Raw genomic sequence first — 16,225 nt, 5'->3', positions numbered from 1 at the left:
CTTCTTTTCTAGAGTCCCTCCATGCGCATGTTGCGCATCTCGATGGAGCAAGGAAGGAACCGCCATGCAGCCGCATCCACACACCGTCTTCGTCAATCGGCCGGCCCGCCTGCGCAGCCGCGTGCCCCAACTGCTGTTTTCCGCGACGCTGGCCATTGCGCTGCTCGCGGCGATGGTCCTGCTCGGCTATTGGGAGGTGATGGCGAGTCCTGCCGACGCATCTGAGGTTGCGTGGCCCGCGGCCACGGAGGTCCGGGACTTCGCCGTCCCGGCTGCGAGCGAGGTGCTGCGCAACGCCGAACCCGTGCCGGACGAAGCGGTTGCCACCTTCTGAGCGAGTGCCACCGAAGGAAGACCGTCATGAAGACACTGGAAAACGCCGACCTGCACGACGCGTCCTGGCTGGTCGTGCCCTTCGTGCTCCTGCTGGTGCTGGGAGCTGGGCTGCTGCTGATCGCGCGCTGGAGCATCGGCTAGCCTGGCGCAGCGGCCGGGCGAGCCGGGCCTGCTGCCCAGGCCTGCTGCCGGGGCCTTATGCTCCGCCCATGCCCGCCGAGCCGCTGAATCCACAGGCTGCAGCCACCCACCGCGTCCCCGCCCGCCGCTACGGCTGGGTCGCGATGACGCTGCACTGGCTGCTCGCGCTGATGATCGTCACCTCCTTCAGCGTCGGCCTCTCCATGAGCGGGCTGCCCTTCTCGCCGCTGCGGGTCAAGCTCTTCAACTGGCACAAGTGGGCCGGCATCACGATCCTGGGACTGATGGCGCTGCGGCTGCTCTGGCGGCTGTCGCATCCGCCGCCGCCGCTCCCGGCCTGCATCGCGGAGGCCATGCCGGGCTGGCAACTGGTGGCGCACCGCGGCACGCACCTGCTGCTTTACCTGCTGCTCTTCGCGGTGCCGATCGCCGGCTGGGCGTACAGCTCGGCGCTCGGTTTTCCCGTTGTCTGGCTCGGCCTGGTACCGCTGCCGGATTTCGTGCCGGTGGACAAGGACTTTGCCGAGGCGGTGCTCAAGCCGCTCCACCAGGGCAGCGCCCTCACGCTGGGCACGGTGGTGTTGCTGCACGCGGCGGCGGCGCTCAAGCACCACTTTGTCGACCACGACGGCTTGATGGATCGCATGTGGCCGTTCTCGCACCAGGGGCACGCACGATGACTGTTCTTCGCGCCGCGCGGCGCGCCCTGTGCATGGCCGCGCTGACCCTCGCTTCAGCCACGGCCATGGCCGGCAACGAGCCCGTGGCTCAGCTCGTGCAGGCCAGCAGCCAGATCGGCTTCATCAGCAAGCAGATGGGCGTGCCGGTCGAGGGCCAGTTCCGCAAGTTCGATGCCCAGGTCGCCTTCGATCCGAAGCAGCCGGAGGGCGGCACCGTGGCGCTGCAGATCGACATGGCGAGTGCCGCGCTCGGCGTGCCGCAGAGCGATGCCGAGCTGCCCAAGGCGCCCTGGTTCGACACCGCGCGCTTCCCCAAGGCCAGCTTCCGGTCCAGCGCGATCAAGAGCCTGGGCGGCGGCCGCTTCGATATCGCCGGCCGCTTGACGATCAAGGGCCATGCCCAGGAGATCGTGGTGCCGGTGACGATCACCCAGTCTGCGGATCGCTCGACAGCCGCCGGAAGCTTTACGATCCAGCGCCTCGCCTTCAAGGTCGGCGAGGGCGAATGGGCCGACACCACGATGATCGGCGACGAAGTGCAGGTGCGCTTCAAGCTGGTCCTGACAGGCCTGCGTCCACTCTGACATTGCCATGCACGCATTCACCGCCCTTCCGAAGCCCGCCATGAAGATCATCAAGTCCGTTGCCGGCGCCGCGCTGCTGGCCGGCGTTGCACTGGCCGCCGCGCAGACTGCGCCGGAAATGGCCGCGCAGCCGGCAGGCGGGCCGGTCAAGGGCGCGAGCTACGTGGTCGACCCCACGCACACCTTCGTGATGTACGAAATGGGCCACTACGGCACCACCACCAACCGCGGCCGCTTCAGCACCAAGGACGGCACCATCAAGATCGACGGCACGGGCAAGAGCGGCAAGATCGACATCACGATGGACATCGGCTCCATCAACACCGGCGTCGATCTGCTCAACCGCCATGTGCTGAGCAAGGATTTCTTCAACGTCGCCGAGTTCCCGGTGGCCCGCTTCGTGGCCGACAAGATCGATTTCAGCGGTGACAAGGTGAGCGAGGTCGACGGCGCACTCACCATGATGGGCCAGACCCGGCCGGTCAAGCTCAAGGCCAACCGCTTCGGCTGCTACCTGAGCCCGCTCATCAAGCGCCAGGTCTGCGGCGGCGACTTCGAGACGACGGTGGAACGCAGCAACTGGGGCATCACCTGGGGCATTCCCTTCGGGTTCGAAGACAAGGTGCGGCTGCTGGTGCAGGTGGAAGCCGTCAACATCACCGGCGGGCCAGGCTGATCGGGCCTGCTGCCTCAGAAGCGGCGTTGCCTAGACGGCCTTCGTGCGAACGGCCTGCTCCTGCGCGTCGAAGAAGTGGAGCGCGCTTGCCTGAATGGCCAGGCGCAGGGTGCCGGACGGCTGGGCATCTGCACCGGCGGTTGCCAGCACCAGTTCGCCGAGCGCCGAGCGCAGGTAGCAGAAGGCCCTGTCGCCCAACTGCTCGACCGCAAGCGTCTCGCAATCGCGCAGCTCGAGCTGCACCTCCTGTGCAGCGGCTGCGCCGACGCGCGCGTGCTCCGCGCGGAAGCCCAGCGTGGCGCCCGCGCGGTCCAGCCTTTGAGGCACATGCAGTGTCGCGTCGCCGATCCTCAGGCGGCTGCCGTCTGCCTCGGCTTCGCAGCCGTCGATTCGGAAAAAGTTCATGCGCGGCGTGCCGATGAAGCCCGCGACGAACTGGTTGGCCGGCGACTGGTAGAGCGCCAGCGGGGAACCCACCTGCTCGATCCGGCCCTTGCGCAGCACCACGATCTGGTCGGCCAGCGTCATGGCCTCCGTCTGGTCGTGCGTCACGTAGACGGCCGTCGACTGCAGCGAGCGCTGCATGCGCGCGATCTCCAGTCGCAGCCGCACGCGCAATTCGAGGTCGAGATTGGAGAGCGGCTCGTCGTACAGGAACACCTCGGGGTGCCGGATCATCGCGCGGCCCATGGCCACGCGCTGGCGCTGGCCGCCAGAGAGCTGGCGCGGGTAGCGGTCGAGCAGCGGCGTCAGCTCGAGCGTGCCGGCGATCGACGCAACGGCGCGCTGTTGCTCGGCCGGCGCCACCTTGGCCATGCGAAGTGGAAAGGCGAGGTTCTGCCGCACCGTCTTGTGCGGATAGAGCGCGTAGTTCTGGAACACCAGCGCGCAGCCGCGCTCGGCTGGCGGCACTTCGTTCATCAGCGTCCCGCCGATGCGCACCTCGCCGCTCGTGGGCGTCTCCAGGCCCGCGATCATGCGCAGCAACGTCGACTTGCCGCAGCCTGACGGGCCGAGCAGCACCGTCACCTTGCCGTCGGGCATCGTGAGGTCGAGGTCCGGAATGACCTCGACATCGCCGAAGCGCTTGCTGATCGACTTGAGTTGGATCTCTGCCATGCGGCGGGCTCCTGGTTGATTGCGCGGGCTCAGGCCATGCCGGCGGTGCCGCGCTGGATGTTGGATTCGGTGAGGCCGAGCAGCTCTTCCATGGCGCGGCGCGCCTCGGCCGGCTTGCGCATCCAGATCTGGTCGAGCACGGCGCGGTGCAGCGGCAGGCTGCGGCGCGGCGCGCCCGGCTGGCGGGTGGACAGCTCGAACGAGGTGCGCAGCGCGGCCTGGATGGTGGCGCCGAAGCCCACCAGGAACGGGTTGCCGGTGGCCGCGAGGATGGCGTGGTGGAACTCGAGGTCAGGTGCGGCGTAAGCCACCGGGTCCATGCCGGCGGCATCCATCTGCCGGTAGGCGCGCTCGATCGCCGCGATGGCTGCATCGGGTGCGGACGCAGCCGCCAGCTCGCAGGCGGCCGGCTCGACGATGCGCCGCATCTGCATCAGGTGATGCGCCATCTGCACGCGGTCCTTGCCCGACCAGGTCCAGCGCAGCACGTCCTCGTCGAGCATGTTCCATTGCATGCGCGGCAGCACGCGGGTGCCGGCGCGTTGGCGCGAGGCGATCAAGCCCTTGGCCTTGAGCCGTGTCAGCGCTTCACGCACCGAAGTGCGCGCCACGCCCATTTGCTCGGCCAGTTCGACCTCGGTCGGCAGCGGCGAGCCGTCGTGCCACTCGCCGTCGATCACGCGGCGCGCGATCTCCTCCGTCACGGCAAGCGGGGCACGCCGGCTCGTGGGGTTTTCGGAGGTCAGAATTGATTTATCGTCAGACATATAAAACGGTCCGGCAAGGTTATCGTAGGGAGAATCGCGACAGAGTTCGGGTTTTCCATAAAGTCCTTGCATCTATTTGTCTGTCATATTCACTTCGAACGGGCGGCCGGCTTCAATGCTGCCGCATCCGCCATCCAAGACCAGCCCTGGAGACAAGACATGCGCAACCCCCGAATTTCCGACGTCGACGTGCAACGCCGCCGACTGATCCACAGCGCCGCCGCCCTGGCTGTTGCCGGCGCGGCCGCACCGCTGGCCTTCCCGGCCATCGCGCAGTCGAAGCCGTTCAATGGCGTGAAGTTGCGGGGCGCGGCGTACCAGCATGGTTTCTTCAACATCCTGCGCAAGTACATCCCCGAATTCGAGCAGCAGACCGGAATGACGGTGGACCTGCAGCTCTCGGCTTTTCCGGTCTACAACCAGCAGGCCGACCTCGAGCTGTCCTCGGGCGGCAGCGCCTGGGACTTCTGCAACGTCACCTTCATCCTCGCGGCGCGTTGGGTTGCTGCGGGGCTGTTGACAAACCTCGACGACTTCACGAGCGACCGCAAGCGCACACCGGCGAGCTGGAACCCCGAGGACTTCGTCAAGGGCGCGCAGCTGCCCTATCTCGACAAGTCCGGCAGGACCTACGGCTATGCCTGGGAAGGCGGCGCGATGCTGATGGGCATGAGCCGCACGGACCTGATGAAGAAGCGCGGCGTCGAGGCGCCGCGCACCTTCGATGAGCTGATGAAGGTCTGCGAGGCCGTGCACGGTCAGGACGGGGTGACCGGTTTCGTCAGCTCGAACCTGCACCACTGGTTCCTGCCGCCCTACGTGCAGGGCTTCGGCGGCGACCTGTTCGTCAACCCGCCCAGCGACATCAAGCCTGCCCTGGACTCGGCCGCGTCGATCGAGGCGACGCAGTTCTACACGACCCTGCTAACCAAATACAGCCCCCAGGGCGTGCTCGGCTACACCGAGGACCAGGCCCGCGCGGCGCTGATCGGCGGGCGCTCCAACATCTTCATCCACTCGAGCGCCTGGGTCACGGCCATGCTCACCTCGCCGGACAGCAAGGTAAAGGAGACGGCGCGCGTGGTGCGCATGCCCGCCGGGCCGAAGGGCGACTTCCCTGCCTCCAACAGCCAGGGCTTCGGCATTCCGAAGAATGCGAAGAACAAGGACGCGGCCTGGGAGTTCATCAAGTGGGCGCTCAGCCCCGAGCTGACCGCGCGCATCGTCAAGGAGACGGGCCATCCGTCGGTGTGCCGCCGCTCGGTCATCGAGAGCGCCGAGTACAAGCGCACCAATACCATCAACGGCCAGGACATCGGCAAGCTCTACCTCGAGGTGCTCGAGCAGCCGGCCAGAACGCGCAACTACATGGCCTACCGCACGGTCAAGGAGTTCCCGCTGGTGGGCGACGCGGTCAACAAGGCGGTCGAGCGCGTGGTGTCCGGCCAGATGCCGGCCGCGGACTCGATGAAGCAGGCGCAGGAGGCTGCGGTCGCGAGCCTGCGCCGCGCGGGCGCCAAGGTCTAGCGTGAAGTCGGTGGCGCCTTCGCCCACGCTGCCCGAAGGCCCTCGCCCATGGGCCGACGACCCGCGTGCGGCATCCGGCAAATCCTACGACCTGCAGCGCCGCCGCTTCACGCGCATGGCGCTCGCGCCCAGCCTTGTCTTCCTGCTGATCGTGGCGGGGCTGCCGACGCTCTTCCTGCTCGTCACCAGCCTGACGCCGGGCGCGCTCGTCAACCCCGGTTCGCTCGGCGACTTCTCCGAGCCGCTGCGCAACTACCGGCTGCTCGGCGGCGACGAGCGCTTCCTCAACTCGCTCGCGGTCCAGGCGCGGCTCTCGCTGTACAGCGTGGTCCTGCAGGTGCTTCTCGGGACCGGGCTCGCGCTGCTGGTGCACTCGGGGCAGGAGCGCTGGAAGTCGCTGCGCCACCTCTTCGTCATCCCGATGGTGCTGCCGCCGATCGTCGTGGCCGTGATCTGGAAGCTGGTCTACACGCCGGACATCAGCCCGGTCTACCAGGCCGCGCGCATGCTGGGCGTCACGCTGCCGGCACTGACGACGCACGTGGACTTCGCCCTCGCCTCGATCGTCATCGCCGACACCTGGGAGTGGGCGCCTTTCACCTTCCTGATGGTGCTCGCCGCGCTGCAGAACCTGCCGGCCGAGTACGTGGAGGCAGCCCGCATGGACGGCGCCGACGCCTTGCGCATCTTCGGCCACATCGTGCTGCCCTACATTGCGCCCGTGCTGCTGGTGTGCACATTGTTCCGCCTGATCGACAGCATCAAGGCCTTCCCGCTGATCTTCCTGCTCACCGGCGGCGGGCCCGGCTCGGTGACGGAGGTCACCAACTACTACGCCTACCTGGTCGCCTTCAACTTCGGCGAGCTGGGCTATTCGAGCGCGATCACGGTCGTGCTGCTCGCGGCGACCGTCGCGATCAGCTGGGCGGCGATGCGCCTGAGCCGCAATGCGGGAGGCCACGAATGAGCCGCGACATGAAGACATGGCGCCGCCGCTGGCCGCTCGCCCGCTGGGCGGTGCCGCTGGCGCTCGTCCTGATGCTGCTGCCCTTCCTGTGGCTGCTGCAGATGTCCTTCAAGCCGACGCCGCTGATCCTGGAGTTCCCGCCGCGCATCTTCTTCGTGCCGACGCTCGAGCATTACGCCGGCCTGTGGGAGGCGGGCTTTCCCGAAGCCTTCGTCAACAGCCTGATCACCAGCAGCGTATCGACCGTGCTCGCGCTGGTCTTCGGCGTGCCCGCGGCCTATGCGCTGTCGCGATGGTCCGGGCGTGGCCGCTTCGGGCTGGGCCTGGGCATCCTCCTGACCCGCATGGCACCGCCCATCGCCTTCACCATCCCCTTCTTCCTGGCCTACCGCTGGCTCGGGCTGCAGGACACCCGGACCGGGCTCATCCTGATCTACATGACCTTCAACCTGCCTCTGGTCATCTGGATGATGCAGCCCTTCTTCGACGCGGTGCCGGCCTCGCTGGAAGAAGCAGCGCTCATGGACGGCGCGGGTTTCCCGACCGTCTTCATCGAGATCGTGCTGCCGATGGCCATGGCCGGCGTCGCGGCGACCGCCATCCTGTGCTTCCTCTACGCATGGAACGACTTCTTCTTTGCGCTGATCCTGACCCGCACCGACGCACGCACCGCTCCTGTGGCGGTCGTGAACTTCATGAACTACGAGGGCTGGGAGTGGGGCAAGATCGCTGCCGGCGGATCGCTGGTGATGGCCCCCGTGCTGCTGTTCTCGTTGATGGTGCGGCGATACCTCGTGAGCGGCCTCACCGCCGGCGCGGTGAAGGGCTGAAGCAGCTATGCCGCCTGCCCCTCTCAGCGGCGCGACGCGCCTCGTGCCCATCCTCGCGCACCCGGTCGACCATGTGCGCGCGCCGCGCTTCTACAACCCGGCCTTTGCTGCCGCGGGGCTGGACTGGTGCCTGGTGCCGATGGGCGTGCCGCCGCGGCACTTGGCCGGCACGATCGCGCAGCTGGCCCATGTGGGCAACCTGCAGGGCCTCAACATCACCCTCCCGCACAAGGCTGCGGCGCATGCACTGTGCGCCCGCGTTGGCCCCGAGGCCCGGCGCACGGGCGTGGTCAACACCATGCGGCTGGACCCAGATGGCCGGTGGACCGGCGAGAGCTTCGACGGCATCGGCTTCGTGGATGCGGCCCGCGCGCACGGCGTGCTGAAACTCGAACGGCCCGTCGCGCTGATCGGTGCGGGCGGGGCAGGCACCGCCATCGCCTTCGCGCTGATCGCGGCTGGCGTGCGCGAGATCGGCATTGTCGATGCCGAAATGGCGCGTGCCGAACGGCTCGTTCAGTCGCTGTGCAGCTTCTGCCCGGAGGTCGAGGCGCACACGCGTGCCGAGGGCCTGGGCCGCGCGGGCCTTGCGATCAACGCCACGCCCCTGGGCCTGCACGCGGGCGACCCCATGCCCTTCGATCCGGCGCTGCTGCGCGCGGATGCGGCCCTCTTCGACATCGTCGCGGCGCGCGACACCGAACTGATGGCGGCGTGCGCGGCCCGCGGCCTGCCCGTGGTCGGCGGCCGTCCCATGATCGAGCACCAGATCGCTGTGCAGATCGCCTTCTGGCGCGGCGGCACCTGAGCATTGCGCGCACCGTCCCCTTTCTTTTTTTCAACCTCGACCTCACCAGGAGCACTTCTCTCATGTCCCGTCTTCTCGTCGCCACGCTGGCCACCTCGATCGCCGCAGCCGCCGCCACGCTCGCCGGCCCGGCCGTGGCCCAGGGCGACTATCCCAGCAAGCCCGTCGTGCTGGTCGTGCCGCAGCCGGCAGGCGGCGCGGCCGACCAGTTCGCGCGGCCCTTCGGCCAGGCCCTGTCGCAGCGCCTGGGCCAGCCGGTGGTGATCGAAAACCGCGCCGGCGCCAACGGCAACATCGCTGCCGCCTACGTCGCGCGCACGCAGCCGGCGGACGGCTACACCATCTTCTTCGGCTCGATCAGCACGCTGGCCGTGAACCCGCACCTCTACAAGTCCACCGGCTTCGATGCGCTGAAGGATTTCCAGCCCGTCACGCTCACCAACCAGACCCCCAACGTGCTGGTGGTGGGTGCAGGCACGCCCTACAAGTCGGTGGGCGACGTCGTCGCCGCGGCCAAGGCCAAGCCGGATGCGCTGAGCTTCGGCTCGGCAGGCAACGGCAATACGATGCACCTGACCGGCCTGCAGTTCCAGGCGGCAACCAAGACTTCCATCGTGCACGTGCCCTACAAGGGCGGACCCGCGGCGCTCACCGACGTGATGGCCGGGCAGATCCCCATGATGTTCCACAACCTCTCGGCCGTGATCCCGATGGAGAAGGCCGGCAAGGTGCGCGTGCTCGCGGTCGCCGGCAAGCAGCGCTCGCCGCTGCTGCCCAATGTGCCCACCATGTCGGAGGCCGGCGCGCCGGGCGTGGTCTCGCTGGCGTGGAGCGGCATGCTGGTGCGCAGCGGCACGCCGGCACCGGTGGTCGAACGGCTCAGCAAGGAGATGCGCGAGATCCTGAAGGACCCGGCCTTCCGCAAGCCCCTGGAAGCCCAGGGCTTCGAGATCCTCTCCTCCACGCCGGGCGAGTTCGAGGCGCGCCTGCGCGCCGACAGCAGCGCCATGGCGAGCGTCATCAAGGCCGGCAACGTGCAGATCGACTGATCGCCATCCAGGAGAAGACGCCATGCCTTCACGCAACCTCTTCAAGCACGCGCTGGCCGCGCGGCAACCGCAGATCGGCTGCTGGTCCACGCTGGCCACGCCCTACATTTCCGAGCTGCTCGCCGGCGCGGGCTTCGACTGGCTGCTGCTCGACACCGAGCATGCGCCGAGCAATCCCGTGCTGATGCTGCAGCAGCTGCAGGCGGTGCAGGCCGAGCGGGAAAAACCGGTCTCGGCCGTCGTGCGTCCCCCCTGGAACGACACGGTGATGATCAAGCAGTACCTGGACATCGGTGCGCAGACGCTGCTACTGCCGTTCGTGCAGAACCGCGGGGAAGCCGAGGCCGCCGTGGCCGCCGTGCGCTACCCGCCTCGCGGCATCCGGGGCATGGGCGGCACCATGCGCGCGTCCCGCTTCGGCCGCGACACCGACTACGTGGCGCAGGCCGAGCGCGAGCTGTGCGTGCTGGTGCAGGTGGAGACGGCCGAGGCACTGGAGCGGCTGGAGGAGATCGCCAACGTCGACGGCATCGACGGCGTCTTCATCGGGCCCGGCGACCTGTCGGCCAGCATGGGCGTGGCGGGGCAGGTCAACCATCCGACCGTGCGCGCCGCCATCGATCGGGCTTTCGCGCGCATCCTCGCCTGCGGCAAGGCGCCCGGCATCCTGATGATCGACGAGGCGCGCGCGCGCGAATGCCTCGATCTCGGCGCGCTGTTCGTGGCGGTCACGCACGACCAGGTGCTGATGCGCAAGGCCGCGGACGAGGTCGCCGCGCGCTTCAAGAACAAGCCGATCGCCGGCGGCGGCACCGCCACCTACTGAACGACAAAACACAGGGAAACCCATGGCCAACGAAGGCACCTCACGCAAGACGCTCGACCAGCTGCGCAGCCAGCGATGGTTCGCGAGCGACGACATCCGCGGCTTCGCCCACCGCCAGCGCATGCAGCAGCAGGGGCTCGCACGCGAGGAGTTCATGGGCCGGCCGGTGATCGGCATCATCAACACCTGGAGCGAGCTCTCGCCCTGCCATGCGCACCTGCGCGAGCGTGCCGAGGCGGTCAAGCGCGGCGTGCTGCAGGCCGGCGGCTACCCGCTCGAGCTGCCGGCGCTGAGCCTGGGCGAGGTGATGGTGAAGCCCACCACCATGATCTACCGCAACCTGCTGGCCATCGAGACCGAAGAACTGCTGCGCAGCCTGCCGCTGGATGGTGCGGTGCTGATGGGCGGCTGCGACAAGACCACGCCGGGCCTCATCATGGGCGCGCTGTCGATGGACATCCCGGCCATCTTCCTGCCCGCCGGCCCGATGCTCAACGACCGCTACAAGGGTCAGGCCGTCGGCGCGGGCACGCACACCAAGAAGTTCTTCGCCGAGTACAGCATCGGCAACATCGGCAAGACCGAGTGGATCGACCTCGAGGCGCGCATGACGCGCACGCCCGGCACCTGCAACACCATGGGCACCGCCAGCACCATGACCGCGATCGCGGAAGCCCTGGGCCTGACCCTGCCCGGGGCGATGAGCATTCCGGCCGTGGATGCCGAACACAGCCGCATGGCCTGGCGCTGCGGCGAGCGCGCGGTGGCCATGGTGTGGGAGGACCTGCGGCCCTCGCGCATCGTGACCAAGGCTTCGTTCACGAATGCCGTGGCCGCCTACATGGCACTCGGTGGCTCGACCAACGCCGCGGTGCATCTTCCGGCAATGGCCGGCCGTGCGGGCATCGCGCTCTCGCTGGACGAGCTCGATGCGATCGCGCGCGAGGTGCCGGTGATCGCCAACCTCTATCCCTCGGGTGAGAAGCTGATGGAGGACTTCCACTACGCGGGCGGGCTACCCGCGGTGCTGAACAAGATTGCGCCGCACCTCGACCTGAGCGCGAGGACGGTCACCGGCCGCACGCTTGGCGAGGACATCGCCGGGCGTGCAACGGATGACCACCAGACCATCCTCGACCCGGAGACGCCGCTGCGCAAGGGCGACGCCGACTGCCCCGAGGCGGGCATCGCGCTTGCGGTGCTGCGCGGCAACCTGTGCCCGGACGGCGCCGTGATCAAGCCCTCGGCTGCGAGCCCGGCGCTGCTGCGCCATACCGGCCGCGCGCTGGTCTTCGACTCCAACGCCGAGATGCTGGCCGCGATGGCCGACCCCGGGCTCGACTGCGACGAATCGACCGTGCTGGTGCTGCGCAACGGCGGTCCGGTCGGCGGACCCGGCATGCCGGAGTGGGGCAACCTGCCGATCCCGAAGAAGCTGCTGCAGCGCGGCGTGCGCGACATGCTGCGCATCTCCGATGCCCGCATGAGCGGCACGCACTACGGCACCTGCATCCTGCATGTCTCGCCCGAGTCGGCGGTGGGCGGGCCGCTGGCGCTCGTGCGCACGGGCGACACGATCCGCTTCGACATCGGCGAACGGCGTCTCGACATGCTGGTGGGCGAGGAAGAACTGGCCGAGCGCCGCAAGGCCTGGACCCCGCCGGCCCAGGACTACGTACGCGGCTACACGAAGATCTTCCAGCGCGAGGTGACGCAGGCCCACCTGGGCTGCGATTTCGCGAGCCTGGCCGGCAACGCGCCCACGCCCGAGCCGCCGATCTACTGAGGCCGGCAGGTTCGTATCGCGCGCGAGGGCCTTCTCAGAGGCCCGAGGCCGGGACCGCGACCAGGAAGTCGCGGCAGCTGTCGAGGTCCGGCGCTACGCCCAGCCCGGGCGCATCGCCCAGCTGCACGAAGCCCTCGTGAATCGCGAATGCCGGGACGGCCAGCAGCTCGCGCAGCGGGTTGGGATTGGAGTCGACCTCCACGTAGCCCGGCCCGCCCACCGCGGTCTTCAGGTGCATCGAGGCCACGAGGCCGATGCCTCCCCCGAGCCAGTGCGGGCAGTACCACTTGCCGGCCGCAATCGTCTCCTGCGCCACCGTCAGGCAGCCGGTGAAGCCACCCCACTTGCCGAGGTCGGGCTGCATCACCGACATGCCCTCGGTGGCAATGAAGTCGCGGTACTGCGCCAGGCCGGCCAGGTTCTCGCCGCCTGCGAGCCGCAGCGGCTGCGCCTTGGCCAGCGCTTGCCAGCGTTCGGCAGGCTGGTCGGCGCGCAGCGGCTCCTCCAGCCACAGCAGGTTGAACTCGGCCATGCGATGGCCTGCGCGCACCGATTCCTCGAAGTCCCAGGCCTGGTTGGCGTCGACCATCATCGCGGCTTCGCGGCCCAGTGCTTCGCGCATCGCGCGCAGGTTCGCGAGGTCGCGCTCGGCGCCGAATCCGACCTTGAGCTTGAAGGCGCGGTAACCCTCGTCACGCTTCTGCAGCGCGAGCTTTTCGGGTTCGGTCGGGTTCAGGCCCGAGGCATAGACCTGCACCGGCTGCGCCGTTGCGCCGCCGAGCGCCTTCCACAGCGGCTGACCGGCGCGGCGCGCATGCAGGTCCCACAGTGCGGCATCTATGCCCGCGACCACCTGGTGCAGCGGCCCATGCTCGCCGGTCTGCAACGCGAGCACGGCCAGGCGGCGCGTCAGTTCGGCGAACGCCTCGCGCGGATGCGCCCAGGGCTGTTGCATGAGCACCGGCTTGCCATAGGCCAGCGCGAGCCGGGCGCGGTGCTCGGCGCCCACGGTCGGGAAGTTGCACCAGATCTCGCCCCAGCCCGCCCGGCCCTCGGCGTCGGTCAGGCGCACCAGCACCGCGGGCCGGTCGCGCATGATGCCGAAGGAGGTCTGCACCGGCGGATCGGCCGGCGCGCGGAAGACGAAGACATCGAAGCCTTCGATGCGCAACGAAGAGGAGGATGAAGAAGAGGGATCGGTCATGCGGTGTGGGATGCGAGGGAATGCGCTTCGAACTTAACCGATCGTCCGCACTCAGGCATAGGCCGTGCAGAGCTCGCCTTCCTTCGACATGGCGTCGAAGGCGCTGTAGTCGGCATGCCAGGCATGGCCGGCGCGCTTCGTGAGCGCAGCGAGTTCGGCCAGGGTCGCGCCGCCTTCCTGCCGCAGCTGGGCGGCGCAGCGCTCCAGGTCGGGAAAGCTCTGCAGCGCCTGCCACCAGACCGCGCGGCCGGCGAGGAAGCCATGGGCCCCCGCCGCGTAGGCGTACTCCATCACGCGCACGAACTGCGGCGGCGTCACGCCGGCGGAGAGCATCACCGCATCGATACCGCGATCGCCGAGCTTGGCTACATCCCCGATGCCGCGGCGCGCGCGCTGTCGTCGCGCCGCACGCGGACCATCGGCGCAATCATTCCAACCGTCGACAACGCCATGTTCGCGCGCGGCGTGGAGGCGCTGCAGAGCTACCTGTCATTGCAGGGCTACCTGCTGCTGCTGTCGACCAGCGGGTACGACCCGGAGGTGGAGGCGCGGCAGGCACAGAACATGGTGAGCCGCGGCATCGACGGCCTGATCCTGCGAGGCGACATGCACACCGATTCGTTACGACGGCTGCTCGCGTCGCAGCGCATCCCATTCGTCAACGTCGGCGTGTACCACCCCGACAAGCCCTATGCCTGCGTCGGGAACAACAACGAGGCAGCGGCATGGCGCGCCTGCCGCTACCTGATGGAACTCGGCCATCGCAAGATCGGGATGGTCGCGGCGATTTCCAGCAACAACGACCGGGCGACCGCACGGGCTGCCGGCGTGCGGCGCGCGCTTGCCGATGACGGGCTTCAACTGCGGCCCGAATGGCATCTCGAGGTGCCCTACCACCTCGATGACGCGCGGCAGGCGGCGCGTACGCTGCTGTCCCTGCCGGACTGGCCCACGGCCGTGGTCTGTGGCAACGATGTCATCGCCTATGGCGTGATGCTCGAGGTCGAGCGCCGCGGTCTGCGCGTGCCCGACGACTTGTCTGTCATGGGCTTCGACGACCTCGAGTGGAGCCGCCACCTGCGGCCGAGCCTCACCACCATGCACGTGCCCACCGACGAGGTCTGGACTCGCGCGGGCGAGTTTCTGGTCCGATCGCTGTCGGGCCGGCCTGCGCCCCTTCACCACGAGGTCGACGTGTCGCTGGTGGTGCGCGAGTCGACCGGAAGGCCTGGACGCACGCCCGGCCCAGGCGCACGTGAGGCCCTCGCACGCAATGGCCCGACCGATGCGGGTGCCTCGAGGCGGTAGCTTTCTTCCTGCCTAGAGCAGGCTCTCGGGCGCCAGCGGCGCCAGGATCTCCAGCACCACGCGGTCCCACAGGGTGGAGTCGGGCTCGCTGGTCAGCACCTGCTCGACGCCGGCCTCCTCGCTGACCCATTCGATGCGCTCGGTGCCAGGTGCGAAGCGCACCTTGTAGGCACCCTGCTGCTTGAGCACCTCGATGAGCTTGAGCACCTGCTGCGCCATCTCGCGGCTGAAGATGATCAGCCCGATCTCGGTATTGACCACGTCGGAGCGCGGATCGAAGTTCATCGAGCCGACGAAGAGTGTGCTTCCGTCGATCACGGCCGACTTGGCATGCAGGCGCCCGATCTGCGTGCCGAAGAGGCCCAGGCGCACGCTGCGCCGGGTGCGCTGCGAACTCAGTTCGTAGATCTCGGCGCCGAGCTTGAGCATGTCTTCGCGGTAACGCCGGTAGCCGGTGTGCACCACCGGCTCGTCGGTCGCGGCCAGCGAGTTGGTGACCACGCTGATCTTCATGCCGCGCTCGCGCACCTCGCGCATGGCGTCCAGCCCGCCCTTGCCGGGGATCAGGTAGGGCGAGACGATGGTCACGTCGGAACGCCCGCGGCGGATCTGCTCGATCACGTTGTAGCGCACGCTGTCGACATCCAGCAGCGGGATGCCGCCGTAGGTCACCTGCTTGCCTATCACGCGCTCGGGCGAATCGGCGTAGGCCTCGGCGCGGGTCCAGATCAGGTCCAGCTTGCCGGCCTTGATGTCCTCCACGATCGGGCTGTAGCCCAGCACGTCGTTGGGTGCGGGCGGGCGCGGGGGCGGCGTGGTCTGGGCGCCGCTCAGCGCTTCGAAGCGGCGCCGGCGTTCCTCGCGCGGCACGGGGGATGCCACCACGGCCTCGATGGGGCGCACGTACTCGCTGTTCCAGTACTGGTCGAACAGGCTGGCCAGCCGCGGAATCAGCGCGCCGGCGACGAAGGTGTCGAGGTCGATGAAATTGGCGCCGGCCGTCTGTGTGAAGTACTCGTTGCCGATGTTGCGCCCGCCGGCCACCGCCATCGCGCCATCGGCGATGAAGAGCTTGTTGTGCATGCGCCGGTTGACGCGGCTGAAGTCGAGCAGCGAGGCCGAAAAGCGTCCTAGCATGCTGCCGCGCCCGGCGGGGAAGGGATTGAACAGGCGCAGCTCGAGGTTGGGCGTGGCGGCGAGGGCGAGCAGCAGCTCGTCCTCGCCCGAGGTGTAGAGGTCGTCCATCAGCAGGCGCACGCGCACGCCGCGCAAGGCGGCGTCGCGCAGGGTGCGCAGCAGGTAGCGGCCGGTCTCGTCGTTGTGGATCTGGTAGTACTGCACGTCCAGCGTGCGCTGGGCCCGGCGTGCCAGCTCGAGCCGGGTGTCGAGCGCGAAATCGCCGCCCGGCATCAGGCGGAAGCCGCTCAGGTCAGGGTCGGGCTGGGAGCCTTTCGCGATGCGGCCGAGCGCGGTGTCTGCGGACAGCGGCACTGCCTTGGACGGCGTGCGCTCGAACTCGGGCGGCAGCATGGCGCAGCCGCTGGCCAGCAAGAACACCGCCACCCCTGCCAAGCCCAGGCGCATCCAGTGCGGCCAGCGGCTTGAGCGCGCGCGCAT

General features: G+C 68.7%; 17 protein-coding genes. 12 read left to right on the top strand and 5 right to left on the bottom strand.

All coding sequences use genetic code 11. The features are described from left to right. Positions 1 to 64 precede the first annotated feature (64 nt). From G3W89_RS25785 to G3W89_RS25770, 4 genes are all read left to right on the top strand, one after another. Positions 65 to 334 carry a hypothetical protein gene (locus G3W89_RS25785; protein ID WP_162576813.1) on the top strand — a complete coding sequence of 90 codons (270 nt, stop codon included), beginning with the start codon at positions 65 to 67 and terminating at the stop codon, positions 332 to 334. Positions 335 to 545: 211 nt separating this feature from the next. Beyond that, on the top strand, positions 546 to 1,157 hold the full coding sequence (locus tag G3W89_RS25780) for a cytochrome b (RefSeq protein WP_162576812.1): 612 nt from the start codon (positions 546 to 548) through the stop codon (positions 1,155 to 1,157). Then, positions 1,154 to 1,741 (top strand): YceI family protein, encoded by a 588-nt coding sequence (locus G3W89_RS25775; protein WP_162576811.1) that lies wholly within the window; start codon positions 1,154 to 1,156, stop codon positions 1,739 to 1,741. Before G3W89_RS25780 ends, G3W89_RS25775 begins: the two co-directional genes overlap by 4 nt. 40 nt (positions 1,742 to 1,781) lie before the next feature. Then, positions 1,782 to 2,417 carry a YceI family protein gene (locus G3W89_RS25770; protein WP_162576810.1) on the top strand — a complete coding sequence of 212 codons (636 nt, stop codon included), beginning with the start codon at positions 1,782 to 1,784 and terminating at the stop codon, positions 2,415 to 2,417. Positions 2,418 to 2,447: 30 nt separating this feature from the next. Here the strand turns inward: G3W89_RS25770 and G3W89_RS25765 are convergent, their stop codons facing one another. Further along, a complete protein-coding gene (locus G3W89_RS25765; RefSeq protein WP_162576809.1) occupies positions 2,448 to 3,536 on the bottom strand; it encodes an ABC transporter ATP-binding protein in 1,089 nt (362 codons plus the stop codon). 29 nt (positions 3,537 to 3,565) lie between these two features. Beyond that, positions 3,566 to 4,303 carry a FadR/GntR family transcriptional regulator gene (locus G3W89_RS25760; protein WP_162576808.1) on the bottom strand — a complete coding sequence of 246 codons (738 nt, stop codon included), beginning with the start codon at positions 4,301 to 4,303 and terminating at the stop codon, positions 3,566 to 3,568. Positions 4,304 to 4,462: 159 nt separating this feature from the next. Here G3W89_RS25760 and G3W89_RS25755 point away from each other — a divergent pair, with 159 nt between their 5' ends. From G3W89_RS25755 to araD, 7 genes are all read left to right on the top strand, one after another. Continuing rightward, positions 4,463 to 5,830 (top strand): ABC transporter substrate-binding protein, encoded by a 1,368-nt coding sequence (locus G3W89_RS25755; protein ID WP_162576807.1) that lies wholly within the window; start codon positions 4,463 to 4,465, stop codon positions 5,828 to 5,830. Position 5,831: 1 nt separating this feature from the next. Further along, positions 5,832 to 6,797: a carbohydrate ABC transporter permease gene (locus G3W89_RS25750; protein WP_232076756.1), complete on the top strand. Its 966-nt coding sequence runs from the start codon at positions 5,832 to 5,834 to the stop codon at positions 6,795 to 6,797. A gap of 8 nt (positions 6,798 to 6,805) precedes the next feature. Further along, positions 6,806 to 7,627 (top strand): carbohydrate ABC transporter permease, encoded by an 822-nt coding sequence (locus G3W89_RS25745; protein ID WP_232076755.1) that lies wholly within the window; start codon positions 6,806 to 6,808, stop codon positions 7,625 to 7,627. A 7-nt stretch (positions 7,628 to 7,634) separates the two neighbouring features. Then, positions 7,635 to 8,435 (top strand): shikimate dehydrogenase family protein, encoded by an 801-nt coding sequence (locus tag G3W89_RS25740; protein ID WP_162576805.1) that lies wholly within the window; start codon positions 7,635 to 7,637, stop codon positions 8,433 to 8,435. 62 nt (positions 8,436 to 8,497) lie between these two features. Continuing rightward, positions 8,498 to 9,484 carry a Bug family tripartite tricarboxylate transporter substrate binding protein gene (locus tag G3W89_RS25735; RefSeq protein ID WP_162576804.1) on the top strand — a complete coding sequence of 329 codons (987 nt, stop codon included), beginning with the start codon at positions 8,498 to 8,500 and terminating at the stop codon, positions 9,482 to 9,484. Between the two features lie 22 nt (positions 9,485 to 9,506). Continuing rightward, positions 9,507 to 10,310, top strand: coding sequence for an aldolase/citrate lyase family protein (locus tag G3W89_RS25730; protein WP_162576803.1), 804 nt, complete (start codon positions 9,507 to 9,509; stop codon positions 10,308 to 10,310). A 22-nt stretch (positions 10,311 to 10,332) separates the two neighbouring features. Beyond that, positions 10,333 to 12,096, top strand: coding sequence for an L-arabinonate dehydratase (gene araD / locus G3W89_RS25725; protein ID WP_162576802.1), 1,764 nt, complete (start codon positions 10,333 to 10,335; stop codon positions 12,094 to 12,096). Positions 12,097 to 12,130: 34 nt separating this feature from the next. On the opposite strand, the gene G3W89_RS25720 is transcribed toward araD, so the two are convergent. Both G3W89_RS25720 and G3W89_RS25715 read right to left on the bottom strand, forming a co-directional pair. Beyond that, entirely contained in the window at positions 12,131 to 13,300 is a 1,170-nt protein-coding gene (locus G3W89_RS25720) for a mandelate racemase/muconate lactonizing enzyme family protein (RefSeq protein ID WP_162576801.1), read from the bottom strand. 51 nt (positions 13,301 to 13,351) lie between these two features. Beyond that, positions 13,352 to 13,591, bottom strand: coding sequence for a hypothetical protein (locus G3W89_RS25715; RefSeq protein WP_232076754.1), 240 nt, complete (start codon positions 13,589 to 13,591; stop codon positions 13,352 to 13,354). Between G3W89_RS25715 and G3W89_RS25710 the strand changes: the two genes are divergently transcribed. Beyond that, positions 13,562 to 14,608 carry a LacI family DNA-binding transcriptional regulator gene (locus G3W89_RS25710; RefSeq protein ID WP_162576800.1) on the top strand — a complete coding sequence of 349 codons (1,047 nt, stop codon included), beginning with the start codon at positions 13,562 to 13,564 and terminating at the stop codon, positions 14,606 to 14,608. The genes G3W89_RS25715 and G3W89_RS25710 overlap by 30 nt on opposite strands. A gap of 12 nt (positions 14,609 to 14,620) precedes the next feature. Here G3W89_RS25710 and G3W89_RS25705 read toward each other — a convergent pair whose 3' ends face one another. Then, the gene (locus G3W89_RS25705; RefSeq protein ID WP_174258289.1) at positions 14,621 to 16,225 is read right to left on the bottom strand and encodes a phospholipase D family protein; all 1,605 of its coding nucleotides are present in this window, start codon (positions 16,223 to 16,225) and stop codon (positions 14,621 to 14,623) included.

Source organism: Variovorax sp. PBL-H6 (assembly GCF_901827155.1).
Taxonomy (GTDB): domain Bacteria; phylum Pseudomonadota; class Gammaproteobacteria; order Burkholderiales; family Burkholderiaceae_C; genus Variovorax.
Note: the sequence above shows the minus strand (reverse complement) of the source record. Positions and strands in the feature narration are given on the sequence as shown.